Source organism: Pseudomonas sp. LB3P81 (assembly GCF_054897965.1).
Map to the genome: position 1 here is coordinate 3,621,711 of NZ_JBUBVG010000001.1, position 12,660 is coordinate 3,634,370.

Below are 12,660 nucleotides of genomic sequence, written 5' to 3' on the forward strand. Positions count from 1 at the left end.
CTCCAGATTCATGGCGTTAAATGTCCACTAATTTGTCACTCGTTGCCATAGGTTCAATTCGCGGCTACACCTAGCATCTGTCCTCAAGATTCCGATCAGGGCGCGTCATGGACTTCATTCTGTATGCGGTGCCGTTCTTCTTTGTGCTGATTGCCGTCGAACTGTTGGCCGACCGTTGGCGCGGGGTGAGCAATTATCGGGTGGCTGACGCGATCAACAGCCTCAGCACTGGCGTGCTGTCGACCACCACGGGCCTGCTGACCAAGGGCGTGGGGCTTGTCACCTATGCGTTTGCCCTCAAGCATCTGGCGCTGTTCGAACTCTCGGCCGACAGCGTTTGGGTCTGGGTATTCGCCTTCGTCCTCTATGACTTCTGCTACTACTGGCTGCATCGCATGGGCCACGAACGCAACATCCTCTGGGCGGCGCATTCGGTGCATCACCAGAGCGAGGACTACAACCTCTCCACGGCGTTGCGCCAGACCAGTACCGGTTTCCTGCTGAGCTGGATTTTCTACCTGCCGATGGCCGTGCTCGGCGTGCCGCTGCTGGTGTTCATCAGCGTCGCGGCGCTTAACCTGCTGTATCAATTCTGGGTGCATACCCGGCACATTCCCAAGCTCGGCTGGTTCGAGTGGTTCTTCGTCACGCCATCCAACCATCGGGCCCACCATGCACAGAACGCTCTCTACATGGATCGCAACTACGGCGGGGTGTTCATTATTTGGGACCGTCTATTTGGCTCGTTCCAGGAAGAGGACGACAACGAACCGGTGATTTTCGGCGTGACCACGCCACTGGCGAGCTGGAATCCATTGTGGGCAAACGTGCAGTTTTACGCGCAGCTCTGGGATGACGCGCGACGGGCTGAAAGCACGTGGGACAAGCTGCGAATCTGGTTCATGCGCACCGGTTGGCGGCCTGCGGACGTGGCGGCGAAGTACCCGATGAACAAACCGGACCTGAGTCAGTTCCGCAAATTCGAAGTGCCGCTGGACGGGCGTCAGCAGATTTACGTGGTGTTGCAGTTCTGCGTCTACATCGCGTTGGGCAGCTACTTGATGAACTTCGAACAGCATCTGCCGACCGCCGCGTTGGTGCTCGGCTGGAGTGCGGTGGCATTGGGTTTGTTTACGTTGGGCGTGGCCCTGGAGAATCGCCCGTGGGCGTTGAAGCTGGAGCTGCTGCGGCTGGTGTCGAATGTGCCGCTGGTGTGGCTCGCACCGATGATCGGGCTGTGGCCGGCCAGCTCGGTGGGCTGGGTCGGGCTGCTGAGTTACAGCCTGCTCAGCGGAATCGGTCTCTACTGTTGCAGAAACCGCTTCACTCGGTTGGCGTCTTGACCTCGGCGGCCTTGGCCTGTTCGGCTTTCAAGGCCTGCTCGTCGGCGTAGACCTGCTTCGCCAGACGGGCATTCTTGAAACGCCGGCGCAGCCACAGCACGACGCCCAGCACCAGCAAGGCGCCAAGCACCCATAGCTCGTACTTCTTGATGCTACCCATCATGCCTTCGAGCACCGCGCCGAAGTGATAGGCGGCGGCGGCCAGTGCAGCCGCCCAGATCGCTGCACCAATCCCGTTGAGCAACAAGTAACGTCCTGGCGGATAACCTGAAAGGCCGATCGCCACCGGCATCACCGTGCGCAAACCGTAGACAAAACGGAAGCTCAGCACCCAGATGTCCGGGTGTCTGCGAATGTGTTCAAGTGCCCGGTCGCCCATCATCTGCCAGCGGGGTTTGCGCGCCAGCAACTTGCGGCCGTGCTTGCGTCCCAGGAAGTACCACAGCTGATCGCCGGCATAACTGCCGAAAAACGCCACGACCACCACCATGTTGATGTCCATGTATCCACGGAACGCGAGGAAACCCGCGAGCACCAGAATGGTTTCGCCTTCGAAGAACGTGCCGAGAAAAAGGGCAAAATAGCCGAAGTCATGCAGAAATTGTTGGAGCATTGTCTGGGTGCTGGCGAAATGAACGCGCAGCCTAACCCTTCGTGCACATTCATGAAAGTGTCCAAATGTGTCTCGACGTGAACATTTCCTACAAGGACAATGGAATGCGACTACGTGTCACAGGGGTGCACATAACTGTAATACGTTGGTCATAATGGCCGCTTATAACTGTCACGCTCGCCCGTTAACGCGGGCTCAGGAGTCTGCCGTGAGCTTTACCCCCGCCAACCGTTTGTTTCCTGGAACCCGCCTTCGTCGTAATCGACGTGATGATTTCTCGCGGCGACTGGTTCGTGAAAACGTTCTGACCGTCGATGACCTGATCCTGCCGGTGTTTGTGCTGGACGGTGAAAACCGTCGTGAAGCGGTGGCCTCGATGCCCGGCGTTGAACGCCTGACCATCGACCTGTTGCTGGAAGAAGCGGCCAAGTGGGTCGAACTGGGAATTCCAGCCGTAGCGCTGTTCCCGGTTACGCCGCCCGAACTCAAGTCGCTGGACGCCGCCGAAGCGTGGAACCCGAACGGCATTGCCCAGCGCGCCACCCGCGCCTTGCGTGCGCAGTTCCCTGAATTGGGTGTGATCACCGACGTCGCGCTGGACCCGTTCACTACCCACGGTCAGGACGGTATCCTCGACGAAGCAGGCTACGTGCAGAACGACATCACCGTCGACGCGCTGGTCAAGCAGGCCCTGTCCCACGCCGAAGCCGGCGCTCAAGTGGTGGCTCCGTCGGACATGATGGACGGTCGCATTCAGGCGATTCGCGAAGCCCTGGAGCTGGCCGATCACGTCAACGTGCGGATCATGGCCTATTCGGCGAAGTACGCCAGCGCCTATTACGGCCCGTTCCGCGATGCGGTGGGTTCGGCGCTGAACCTGGGCAAGGCCAACAAGGCCTCCTATCAGATGGACCCGGCCAACAGCAACGAAGCCCTGCACGAAGTGGCGGCGGACTTGTCAGAAGGCGCGGACATGGTCATGGTCAAGCCAGGCATGCCGTATCTGGATATCCTTTACCGGGTCAAAGAAGAATTTAAAGTGCCGACTTTTGTTTATCAGGTCAGCGGTGAATACGCCATGCACATGGCGGCAATCCAGAATGGCTGGTTGAGCGAAGGGGTTATCCTCGAATCCCTGACCGCTTTTAAACGTGCAGGCGCTGATGGCATCCTGACTTACTTTGCCGTTCGTGCTGCTCAATTGTTACGAGAGCAACAATAGCCCTCCCAGGAACATTCCATGAATACCGAAGGACTCACTGAAGTTGCCGTACAAGAGGCTAAACCCGTGGTGGAGCCGATCGCCGAAACCCCGCCGGAGCTGGAACCTGCTCCGCCCGCGGTAGTGGTCGAAACCGCGCCAGCGGCACCAGCGATTGTCGTTCCAGGCCTGGATGACAGCAGCCTGTATATCCATCGCGAGCTCTCGCAACTGCAGTTCAACATCCGCGTGCTGGAACAGGCGTTGGATGAATCCTACCCGTTGCTGGAACGGCTGAAATTTCTGCTGATTTTCTCCAGCAACCTGGACGAGTTCTTCGAGATTCGTGTGGCCGGCCTCAAGAAGCAGATCACCTTCGCCCGTGAACAGGCCGGCGCTGATGGTTTGCAACCGCACCAGGCCCTGGCCCGGATCAGCGAGCTGGTGCACGGTTACGTCGACCGCCAGTACGCGATCCTCAACGACATTCTGTTGCCGGAACTGGAGAAACATCAGGTCCGCTTCATCCGTCGCCGTTACTGGACCACCAAGCTCAAAACCTGGGTCCGCCGTTATTTCCGCGACGAGATCGCGCCGATCATCACCCCGATCGGTCTCGACCCGACGCACCCGTTCCCGTTGCTGGTGAACAAGAGCCTGAACTTCATCGTCGAGCTCGAAGGCATCGACGCCTTCGGTCGCGATTCCGGTCTGGCGATCATCCCGGCACCGCGTCTGTTGCCGCGTGTCATCAAGGTGCCGGAAGAAGTCGGCGGCCCTGGCGACAACTATGTATTCCTGTCGTCGATGATCCACGCGCACGCCGATGACCTGTTCCAGGGCATGAAGGTCAAGGGCTGCTACCAGTTCCGCCTGACCCGAAACGCCGACCTCTCCGTCGACACCGAAGACGTGGAAGACCTGGCCCGCGCCCTGCGCGGCGAACTGTTCTCCCGTCGCTATGGTGACGCGGTGCGTCTGGAAGTCGCCGATACCTGCCCGAAACAGCTGTCCGACTACTTGCTCAAGCAGTTCAACCTGCACGAGACCGAGCTGTATCAGGTCAACGGTCCGGTCAACCTGACTCGCCTGTTCAGCATCACCGGCCTCGACAGTCAGCGCGAGCTGCAATACCTGCCGTTCACGCCGCAGATTCCGAAACTGCTGCAGAACAGCGAGAACATTTTCAACGTGATCAGCAAGCAGGACATCCTGCTGCTGCACCCGTTCGAGTCGTTTACACCTGTCGTCGATTTGCTGCGCCAGGCAGCGAAAGATCCGCACGTATTGGCGGTCCGTCAGACGCTGTACCGCTCCGGCGCCAACTCGGAAATCGTTGATGCGCTGGTCGATGCGGCGCGTAACGGCAAGGAAGTCACTGCGGTGATCGAATTGCGCGCGCGGTTCGACGAAGAGTCCAACCTGCAACTGGCCAGCCGTCTGCAAGCGGCCGGTGCGGTGGTGATTTACGGCGTGGTCGGCTTCAAGACCCACGCCAAGATGATGCTGATTCTGCGTCGCGAGGCCGGCGAGATCGTGCGTTACGCCCACTTGGGTACGGGTAACTACCACGCGGCCAACGCCCGTCTGTACACCGACTACAGCTTGCTGACCTCGGATGACGCCTTGTGCGACGACGTCGGCAAACTGTTCAGCCAGCTGATCGGCATGGGTAAGACCCTGCGCATGAAGAAGCTGCTGCATGCGCCGTTCACACTGAAGAAGGGCATGCTCGACATGATTGCCCGCGAGACGCAGTTCGCGCTGGACGGCAAACCGGCGCACATCATCGCCAAGTTCAACTCGCTGACCGATCCGAAGATCATCCGTGCGCTGTACAAGGCCAGCCAGTCCGGCGTGCGCATCGATCTGGTGGTGCGTGGCATGTGCTGCCTGCGTCCGGGCATCGCCGGGGTTTCGCACAACATTCACGTGCGTTCGATCATCGGTCGCTTCCTGGAGCACACCCGGGTCTTCTACTTCCTCAATGGCGGTGACGAGCAGATGTTCCTGTCCAGTGCCGACTGGATGGAGCGCAACCTCGACAAGCGCGTCGAGACTTGTTTCCCGGTGGAAGGCAAGAAGCTGATCATGCGGGTCAAGAAAGAGCTGGAGCTGTACCTGACGGACAATACTCACAGTTGGAGCCTGCAGGCGGACGGTCGTTACATCCGCAACACGCCGACCGGCAACCAGAACCCGCGCAGTGCGCAAGCAACGCTGCTGGAGCGGTTGGGCAGCCCGATTCTGGCTGTGCATTAATCCTCACGCGGCATAAAAAATGGCGATCCCTGCGGATCGCCATTTTTTTTGCTACTTACCTGTGGCGAGGGAGCTTGCTCCCGCTGGGCTGCGAAGCGGCCCCAAAAGAAGGCCTGCTGCGCAGTCCAGCGGGAGCAAGCTCCCTCGCCACAGGGTTTATCGGACGTTTAGAACGAAGCCGACGCGGGTCAGCCAATCCGCTTCCAGGGCGAAGTCGGCCTGGGTCAGCTGGTTTTCGTCCAGCCAGTTTTCCGGGAACAACACATCCAGGCTGTCGCCGTTGGCGTGCAGTACCACCTGAGGCATTTCCTGGGTGCCGCGGATGTGATGGAACAGGATCGCAAAGCGCAGCAGCACGCACAGGCGAATCAGCTTGATGCCGTCGTCGCCAAAATCGGCAAACCGGTCCCGGGGAATATTGCGGCGGTGGCCACGCACCAGCAGCGCGAGCATCAGTTGGTCTTCGCGGGAGAACCCGGCCAGGTCCGAGTGCTCGATCAGGTAGGAGCCATGCTTGTGGAACTGATAGTGAGCGATGTCCAGGCCCACTTCATGGACCTTGGCGGCCCAGCCCAGCAGTTCACGCCAGACGCCGTCATCCAGCTCCCAATCCTCGGCCACCTGATCGAAGGCATGCAACGCCTTGCGCTCAACGCGCGCCGCTTGTTCCAGATCGACGTGATAACGCTCCATCAGCGAGCTGAGGGTGCGTTCACGGACGTCTTCGTGATGATGACGGCCCAGCAGGTCGTAGAGCACGCCTTCGCGCAGGGCGCCTTCACAGTGGTCCATGCGTTGCAGTTCGAGGGCATCGAAGATCGCTTCGAGAATCGCCAGGCCGGCCGGGAAAATCGCCCGGCGGTCAGGCTTGATGCCCTCGAAGTCGATTTTCTCGACGTCGCCGAGTTTGATCAGTTTACGCTTGAGCCAAGCCAGGCCTTCGGCGTTGACTTCGCCCGTGCCATGGCCGCCAGCCTTCAGCGCCAGGCCGATGGCGCGGATGGTGCCCGAGGAGCCGATGGCTTCATCCCACGTCAGGCGGTGCAGGGCGTGTTCGATGCTCATGATCTCCAGCCGCGCCGCCGTGTACGCCTGGGCGTAGCGGGCCGGGGTGATCTTGCCGTCCTTGAAATAGCGCTGGGTGAAACTGACGCAGCCCATTTGCAGGCTTTCGCGCAGCAGCGGTTCAAAGCGCTGGCCGATGATGAATTCGGTACTGCCGCCGCCGATGTCGGCCACCAGGCGCTTGCCCGGAGTGTCGGCGAGGGTGTGGGACACGCCGAGGTAAATCAGACGCGCTTCTTCACGACCGGAGATGACTTCCACCGGGTGGCCGAGAATCTCTTCGGCGCGGCGGATGAATTCGACGCGGTTTCGGGCCTCGCGCAGGGCGTTGGTGCCCACGATTCGCACGGCGCCGGGCGGCATACCGCTGATCAGTTGGGCAAAGCGCTTCAGGCAATCGAGCCCGCGTTGCATGGATTCTTCGTTGAGGTGGCGCTCTTCGTCGATGCCAGCGGCCAGCTGAACCTTCTCCCCGAGACGCTCGAGAATACGGATTTCGCCGTTCTGGGCCTTGGCCACGACCATGTGAAAGCTGTTGGAGCCCAGGTCGATTGCGGCGATCAGGGACAGATTCTTGGCTTGGGATTGCGGCATGGTCAGTGGGTCTCGGTCGATAACCCCGACATCGTGCCACGATCAAACGCTGACGCCAACGCGTACGGTTTAATGCCTTGATCCAGCGCACGAGCGACGTGGGTTTCCTGTGGCGAGGGAGCTTGCTCCCGCTGGGCTGCGCAGCGGCCCTAAAACCATTCAACGCGGTGCTTCAGGAAAAACCGGTTGGCAGATTTACGACTGCTGCGCAGCCGAGCGGGAGCAAGCTCCCTCGCCACAGTGGTGTTAGCTCGCCGCTTCGACTGTCCCAATGAAATTCGCCAGCTCCGCCGTCTGCGGATTCGCGAACAGAATCTTCGGATCCCCCACCTCATGCACCTTCCCCAGATGCATAAACACCAACTTATCCCCAACCTCCCGGGCAAAACGCATTTCATGGGTGACCATAATCAACGTCATGCCTTCTCTGGCCAGTTGCCGGACCACGCTCAGCACCTCATTGACCAATTCCGGGTCCAGCGCCGAGGTGATCTCGTCACACAGCAACACCTTCGGCGACATCGCCAGCGCCCGGGCAATCGCCACCCGCTGTTGCTGTCCGCCGGACAGTCGATCCGGGAACGCATCAAACTTCTCGCCCAGCCCGACCCGTTCCAGCATCTCCCGCGCCAGCTCCGCCGCTCTGGCCTTCGGCACTTTCTGCACCACCTGCGGCGCGAGCATCACGTTCTCGCCCACCGTCAGGTGCGGGAACAGGTTGAACTGCTGAAACACCATCCCGACTTTCTGTCGCAGGCTGCGCAAATCGACGCGGGCGGCATCGAGGTATTCGCCGTCGACCTCGATCACCCCGTCGTTGATCGACTCCAGGCCGTTCAGCGTGCGCAGCAACGTCGATTTGCCCGAGCCGCTGCGGCCGATGATCGCCACCACCTGGCCTTCCTCGACGCTCAGGTCGATGCCTTTAAGCACATGGTGGTCGCCGTAATATTTATGCAGGGCGGAAATTCCAAGCAGAGGCATGCAGTCTCCTTTCCAGGTAGCGCGCACTGAGGGACAAGGGGTAGCAGAGCAGGAAGTAACCGAGGGCCACGAGGCCGTAGACCATGAACGGTTCGAAGGTCGCGTTGGCGAGCATGCCGCCGGTCTTGGTCAGTTCGGTAAAACCAATGATCGAAGTGACGGCAGTGCCTTTGACCACCTGCACCGAGAAACCCACGGTCGGTGCCACGGCGATGCGCAACGCTTGCGGCAGGATCACGTAACGCAGCTGTTCCAGTGGATTGAGCGCCAGGCTCGACGAGGCTTCCCACTGGCCGCTGGAGATCGATTCGACGCAACCGCGCCAGATCTCCGCCAGGTAAGCGCTGGTGAACAGCGTCAAGGCAATCGCCGCCGCCATCCACGGTGAAATTTCCACGCCGACTAGCGCCACACCGAAGAACACCAGAAACAGCTGCATCAGCAGCGGCGTGCCCTGGAACAGTTCGATGTAGGTGCGGGCGAAACTGCGCGGCAGGGCTTTCTTCGAAATGCGCATGACCATGACCAGCAAGCCGATCAACCCGCCGCCGATAAACGCCACCAGCGACAGCGCCAACGTCCATTGCAAGCCCGTTAGCAGGTTGCGCACGATGTCCCAGAAGGTGAAATCGCTCATTGGCCGCTCCTCGCGCTGCTTTTGTACAGGCAACGACGACCGATCCAGTTCAGTAACTGACGGATCAGCAGCGCCATGCACAGATAGAGCAGCGTGGTCAGGGCGTAGGTTTCAAAGGCGCGGAAGTTGCGCGACTGAATGAAGTTGGCGGCAAAGCTCAACTCTTCGGTGGCGATCTGCGAACAGACCGCCGAGCCGAGCATGACGATGATGATCTGGCTGCTCAGCGCCGGCCACACTTTGCCCAGCGCCGGCAGCAGGATCACGTGGCGGAAGGCTTCGAACCGGGTCATCGCCAACGCAGCAGCGGCTTCCAGTTGTCCGTGAGGAATCGCTTGAATGCCGGCGCGGATGATTTCGGTGGAATAAGCGCCGAGGTTGATCACCATCGCCAGCACCGCCGCCTGCCATTCGGAAATCTGTAAGCCCAGCGATGGCAAACCGAAGAAGATGAAAAACAGCTGCACCAGAAACGGTGTGTTGCGGATCAACTCGACGTAGACCCCGAAAATCGCTGAGAACGGACGAATGTTCCACGCCCGCACCAGCGCTCCGACGATGCCCAGGCCCACGCCGAGCACCGCGCCGATGGCCGTCAGTTCAAGCGTGAACAGCGCACCGCGCAGCAGCAGGTCGGTGTTTTGCACCACCGGTATGAAGTCGAACTGATAGGCCATATCAAATCTCCCGAGCGACGATCAGAGATCGGCCGGCAGCGGTTCTTTCAGCCAGGTCCGGGAGTTCTTTTCCAGCGCGCCATCGGTTTTGGCGGTGGCGAGGATCTGGTTGACCTTGCCCAGCAACGCCGGCTCGTTCTTGTTCACGCCGACGTAGACGGGCGAGTCCTTGAGTTTCACTTTCAGCGCGGGGATACGCTTTGGATTGCGCTCGCTGATGGTCACCATCACCACGTTGCCGCTGGCGATCAGGTCGACCTGGCCGGCGAGGTACGCGGCGATGGTCGAGTTGTTGTCTTCGAAGCGCTTGATGGTCACGCCTTCGGGGGCGACTTTGGTCAGCTCGATGTCTTCGATGGCGCCACGGGTGACGCTGACGGTTTTACCTTTGAGGTCGTCCAGGCCTTTGATATCGGCATCCGGTGGACCGAACACGGCGAGGTAGAACGGTGCGTAGGCGCTGGAGAAGTCGATGACCTTCTCGCGTTCGGGGTTCTTGCCGAGGCTGGAGATCACCAGATCCACTTTGCCGGTGGTGAGGAAGGGAATGCGGTTGGTGCTGTTGACCGGCGTCAGCTCGAGTTTGACCTTGAGCTGGTCGGCCAGCAGTTTTGCGGTGTCGATATCGAGGCCGCGGGGTTTCATGTCCGGGCCGACCGAGCCGAACGGCGGGAAGTCCTGAGGCACGGCCACCTTGAGGACGCCGCGTTTGACCACATCCTCCAGACCGTCAGCGTGGGCGGGCACCTGGCTCAGAAGCAGGCTGGCAAACAGGGAGGCGAGGAGGGCGCTGTAACGCAGGGTCATGGCAAATCTCCGGATCGGCGAGGAATGATTTCTGCGGATCGACAGAGCACGGGACATGCCAACATCGGTTTTTTGCGGTGCGAGGCCACGGTTTTGCTGGTGCTGTTCGGTCTTGCTGGTCTGAGCAGTCGCGCTGCGTTTCGCACTCCGATAGCGCATATTCGCTGCAAGCCATCCGCAAATTGATCTGCTGGCCAGCGGCAATCAGGCGATGCTGAGCATCTTGAGCGCCAGCGCCGACATCTTTCTGGAAAGCAAAAAACTACCGTTTATCCGGGCAGAACGCGCCATGGAAACCTGGCAGGAGCACCGCAAAATCCTCCGTGCGCTGGCTCGGCGCTCGTCCGGCGCGGCGCAAAAGGCCATGTGCGCAATGCCGCCCTGCGCACCGGGATTGCCTTCGTCGCTCCCGCATTGTCCTGACTTGAGCTATACCCAAACTCATTCACCACCATAGCGAGACTCAATCATCTGCACCTTCCTGAACGAAGGAAGGGCGGCTATGATGGGCCACGTTTTTTTGCTTACAACCTGGAGACTTCCATGAGCAGCGATCTTATCAAACACGTTAGCGACGCTAGCTTCGAGGCTGACGTACTCAAGGCCGAAGGCGCTGTACTGGTCGACTACTGGGCTGAATGGTGCGGCCCTTGCAAAATGATCGCTCCTGTTCTGGACGAGATTGCTGAAACCTACAAAGGCAAGCTGACCGTCGCCAAACTGAACATCGACGAAAACCAGGAAACCCCGGCCAAGCATGGCGTGCGTGGTATCCCGACCCTGATGCTGTTCAAGAACGGCAACGTTGAAGCGACCAAGGTCGGCGCACTGTCGAAGTCGCAACTGGCGGCTTTCCTCGACGCCAACATCTAAGCGTCGCTGTAAAGTGTCCGAAAAAAGGCCCCGCAGATTGCGGGGCTTTTTCGTTATTGAGGGCTAGACGCTCCGAAACTCAGGTGGTACATTCGGCCCCGCACTGGTTTCTCCACTGCCCCCTGCTAGCCGTCGCCGACGCACTCCTTTTCGAATAAGTACGCGATCCTGTCGCCTTCTCTGCGGCGCGGCCTCATTAAGCCAAAAGCTTAATTTCCCCCCTCCATAAATGATTACGTCATTCCTATATGAATCTGACTGAACTCAAGCAAAAGCCGATTACCGAACTGCTCGAATTGGCCGAACAGATGGGCATAGAAAATATGGCCCGTTCGCGCAAGCAGGACGTGATTTTCTCCCTGCTCAAAAAGCACGCTAAAAGCGGCGAGGAAATCTCCGGTGATGGCGTGCTGGAGATTCTCCAGGACGGCTTCGGCTTCCTGCGCTCCGCTGACGCTTCCTATCTCGCCGGCCCGGACGATATCTACGTCTCGCCGAGCCAGATCCGCCGTTTCAACTTGCGCACCGGTGACACCATCGTCGGCAAGATCCGCCCTCCGAAGGAAGGCGAGCGTTATTTCGCGCTGCTCAAGGTCGACACGATCAACTACGATCGTCCCGAGAACGCGAAAAACAAGATTCTCTTCGAGAACCTGACCCCGCTGTTCCCGACAGTGCGCATGAAGATGGAAGCCGGCAACGGTTCCACCGAAGACTTGACCGGTCGAGTCATCGACCTGTGCGCCCCGATCGGTAAAGGCCAGCGCGGTCTGATCGTTGCACCGCCGAAAGCCGGCAAGACGATCATGTTGCAGAACATCGCTGCCAACATCGCGCGTAACAACCCTGAAGTTCACCTGATCGTATTGCTGATCGACGAACGTCCGGAAGAAGTGACCGAAATGCAGCGCACCGTGCGCGGCGAAGTGGTTGCCTCGACGTTCGACGAGCCGCCAACCCGCCACGTGCAGGTTGCCGAAATGGTGATCGAGAAGGCCAAGCGCCTGGTCGAACACAAGAAAGACGTGGTGATCCTGCTCGACTCCATCACCCGTCTGGCTCGCGCCTACAACACCGTGATCCCGAGCTCCGGCAAAGTGCTCACCGGTGGTGTCGATGCCCACGCCCTGGAGAAACCGAAACGTTTCTTCGGCGCCGCACGGAACATCGAAGAAGGCGGCTCGCTGACCATCATCGCCACCGCGCTGGTTGAAACCGGCTCGAAGATGGACGAAGTAATCTACGAAGAATTCAAAGGCACGGGCAACATGGAACTGCCGCTGGATCGTCGTATCGCTGAAAAGCGCGTGTTCCCGGCTATCAACATCAACCGTTCCGGCACCCGCCGCGAAGAGTTGCTGACCGCCGACGACGAGTTGCAGCGCATGTGGATCCTGCGCAAGCTGCTGCACCCGATGGACGAAATCGCCGCCATCGAGTTCCTGGTCGACAAGCTGAAAACGACCAAGACCAACGACGAGTTCTTCCTGTCGATGAAACGCAAGTAAGTCGATCAGATCAGCAAAAGCCGGGGAAACCCGGCTTTTTGCTATCTGATTTTTGATGAACCGGCAGTTCGTGGTTCTGAATAGAGGGGTTCGGCG

At 59.7% G+C, this 12,660-nt stretch carries 11 protein-coding genes and 1 pseudogene; 6 read left to right on the plus strand and 6 right to left on the minus strand.

Annotated features, from left to right (window positions below; translation table 11 throughout):
* Window positions 1-107 precede the first annotated feature (107 nt).
* Entirely contained in the window at window positions 108-1,343 is a 1,236-nt protein-coding gene (locus tag ACYZTL_RS16690) for a sterol desaturase family protein (RefSeq protein ID WP_461952706.1), read from the plus strand.
* Here ACYZTL_RS16690 and ACYZTL_RS16695 read toward each other — a convergent pair.
* Complete coding sequence (locus tag ACYZTL_RS16695) at window positions 1,324-1,956, minus strand: DedA family protein (protein ID WP_461952707.1); 633 nt, start codon at window positions 1,954-1,956, stop codon at window positions 1,324-1,326. The genes ACYZTL_RS16690 and ACYZTL_RS16695 overlap by 20 nt on opposite strands.
* A gap of 208 nt (window positions 1,957-2,164) precedes the next feature.
* Here ACYZTL_RS16695 and hemB point away from each other — a divergent pair, with 208 nt between their 5' ends.
* Together hemB and ppk1 are read left to right on the plus strand one after the other, a co-directional pair.
* Window positions 2,165-3,178 carry a porphobilinogen synthase gene (hemB, locus tag ACYZTL_RS16700; RefSeq protein WP_461952708.1) on the plus strand — a complete coding sequence of 338 codons (1,014 nt, stop codon included), beginning with the start codon at window positions 2,165-2,167 and terminating at the stop codon, window positions 3,176-3,178.
* Between the two features lie 18 nt (window positions 3,179-3,196).
* The gene (gene ppk1 / locus ACYZTL_RS16705; protein WP_461952709.1) at window positions 3,197-5,419 is read left to right on the plus strand and encodes a polyphosphate kinase 1; all 2,223 of its coding nucleotides are present in this window, start codon (window positions 3,197-3,199) and stop codon (window positions 5,417-5,419) included.
* Window positions 5,420-5,575: 156 nt separating this feature from the next.
* Here ppk1 and ppx read toward each other — a convergent pair whose 3' ends face one another.
* From ppx to ACYZTL_RS16730, 5 genes are all read right to left on the minus strand, one after another.
* Window positions 5,576-7,078, minus strand: a complete 1,503-nt coding sequence (gene ppx / locus ACYZTL_RS16710) for an exopolyphosphatase (protein WP_461952710.1) — start codon at window positions 7,076-7,078, stop codon at window positions 5,576-5,578.
* Between the two features lie 246 nt (window positions 7,079-7,324).
* On the minus strand, window positions 7,325-8,062 hold the full coding sequence (locus ACYZTL_RS16715) for an amino acid ABC transporter ATP-binding protein (RefSeq protein ID WP_461952711.1): 738 nt from the start codon (window positions 8,060-8,062) through the stop codon (window positions 7,325-7,327).
* Window positions 8,031-8,699: an amino acid ABC transporter permease gene (locus tag ACYZTL_RS16720; RefSeq protein WP_461952712.1), complete on the minus strand. Its 669-nt coding sequence runs from the start codon at window positions 8,697-8,699 to the stop codon at window positions 8,031-8,033. The genes ACYZTL_RS16715 and ACYZTL_RS16720 overlap by 32 nt, the downstream gene beginning before the upstream one ends.
* Entirely contained in the window at window positions 8,696-9,376 is a 681-nt protein-coding gene (locus ACYZTL_RS16725; RefSeq protein ID WP_461952713.1) for an amino acid ABC transporter permease, read from the minus strand. Before ACYZTL_RS16725 ends, ACYZTL_RS16720 begins: the two co-directional genes overlap by 4 nt.
* A gap of 21 nt (window positions 9,377-9,397) precedes the next feature.
* On the minus strand, window positions 9,398-10,183 hold the full coding sequence (locus ACYZTL_RS16730) for a transporter substrate-binding domain-containing protein (protein WP_461952714.1): 786 nt from the start codon (window positions 10,181-10,183) through the stop codon (window positions 9,398-9,400).
* Window positions 10,184-10,370: 187 nt separating this feature from the next.
* On the opposite strand from ACYZTL_RS16730, the pseudogene ACYZTL_RS16735 reads away from it, so the two are divergent.
* The 3 genes and pseudogenes from ACYZTL_RS16735 to rho all read left to right on the plus strand — a co-directional run.
* Window positions 10,371-10,606 (plus strand): annotated as a pseudogene (locus ACYZTL_RS16735) (FCD domain-containing protein); the annotation flags it as partial.
* 120 nt (window positions 10,607-10,726) lie between these two features.
* Window positions 10,727-11,056 carry a thioredoxin TrxA gene (trxA, locus tag ACYZTL_RS16740; RefSeq protein ID WP_003206727.1) on the plus strand — a complete coding sequence of 110 codons (330 nt, stop codon included), beginning with the start codon at window positions 10,727-10,729 and terminating at the stop codon, window positions 11,054-11,056.
* Window positions 11,057-11,304: 248 nt separating this feature from the next.
* On the plus strand, window positions 11,305-12,564 hold the full coding sequence (rho, locus tag ACYZTL_RS16745; RefSeq protein ID WP_007942421.1) for a transcription termination factor Rho: 1,260 nt from the start codon (window positions 11,305-11,307) through the stop codon (window positions 12,562-12,564).
* The last annotated feature ends 96 nt before the right edge of the window (window positions 12,565-12,660 follow it).

Bases quoted from the DNA above. Each gene is read 5' to 3' on its own strand.
- ACYZTL_RS16690 (WP_461952706.1), top strand. From the start codon at position 108: ATGGACTTCATTCTGTATGCGGTGCCGTTCTTCTTTGTGCTGATTGCC.
- ACYZTL_RS16695 (WP_461952707.1), bottom strand. From the start codon at position 1,956: ATGCTCCAACAATTTCTGCATGACTTCGGCTATTTTGCCCTTTTTCTC.
- ppk1 (WP_461952709.1), top strand. From the start codon at position 3,197: ATGAATACCGAAGGACTCACTGAAGTTGCCGTACAAGAGGCTAAACCC.
- ppx (WP_461952710.1), bottom strand. From the start codon at position 7,078: ATGCCGCAATCCCAAGCCAAGAATCTGTCCCTGATCGCCGCAATCGAC.
- ACYZTL_RS16715 (WP_461952711.1), bottom strand. From the start codon at position 8,062: ATGCCTCTGCTTGGAATTTCCGCCCTGCATAAATATTACGGCGACCAC.
- ACYZTL_RS16720 (WP_461952712.1), bottom strand. From the start codon at position 8,699: ATGAGCGATTTCACCTTCTGGGACATCGTGCGCAACCTGCTAACGGGC.
- ACYZTL_RS16725 (WP_461952713.1), bottom strand. From the start codon at position 9,376: ATGGCCTATCAGTTCGACTTCATACCGGTGGTGCAAAACACCGACCTG.
- ACYZTL_RS16730 (WP_461952714.1), bottom strand. From the start codon at position 10,183: ATGACCCTGCGTTACAGCGCCCTCCTCGCCTCCCTGTTTGCCAGCCTG.
- trxA (WP_003206727.1), top strand. From the start codon at position 10,727: ATGAGCAGCGATCTTATCAAACACGTTAGCGACGCTAGCTTCGAGGCT.
- rho (WP_007942421.1), top strand. From the start codon at position 11,305: ATGAATCTGACTGAACTCAAGCAAAAGCCGATTACCGAACTGCTCGAA.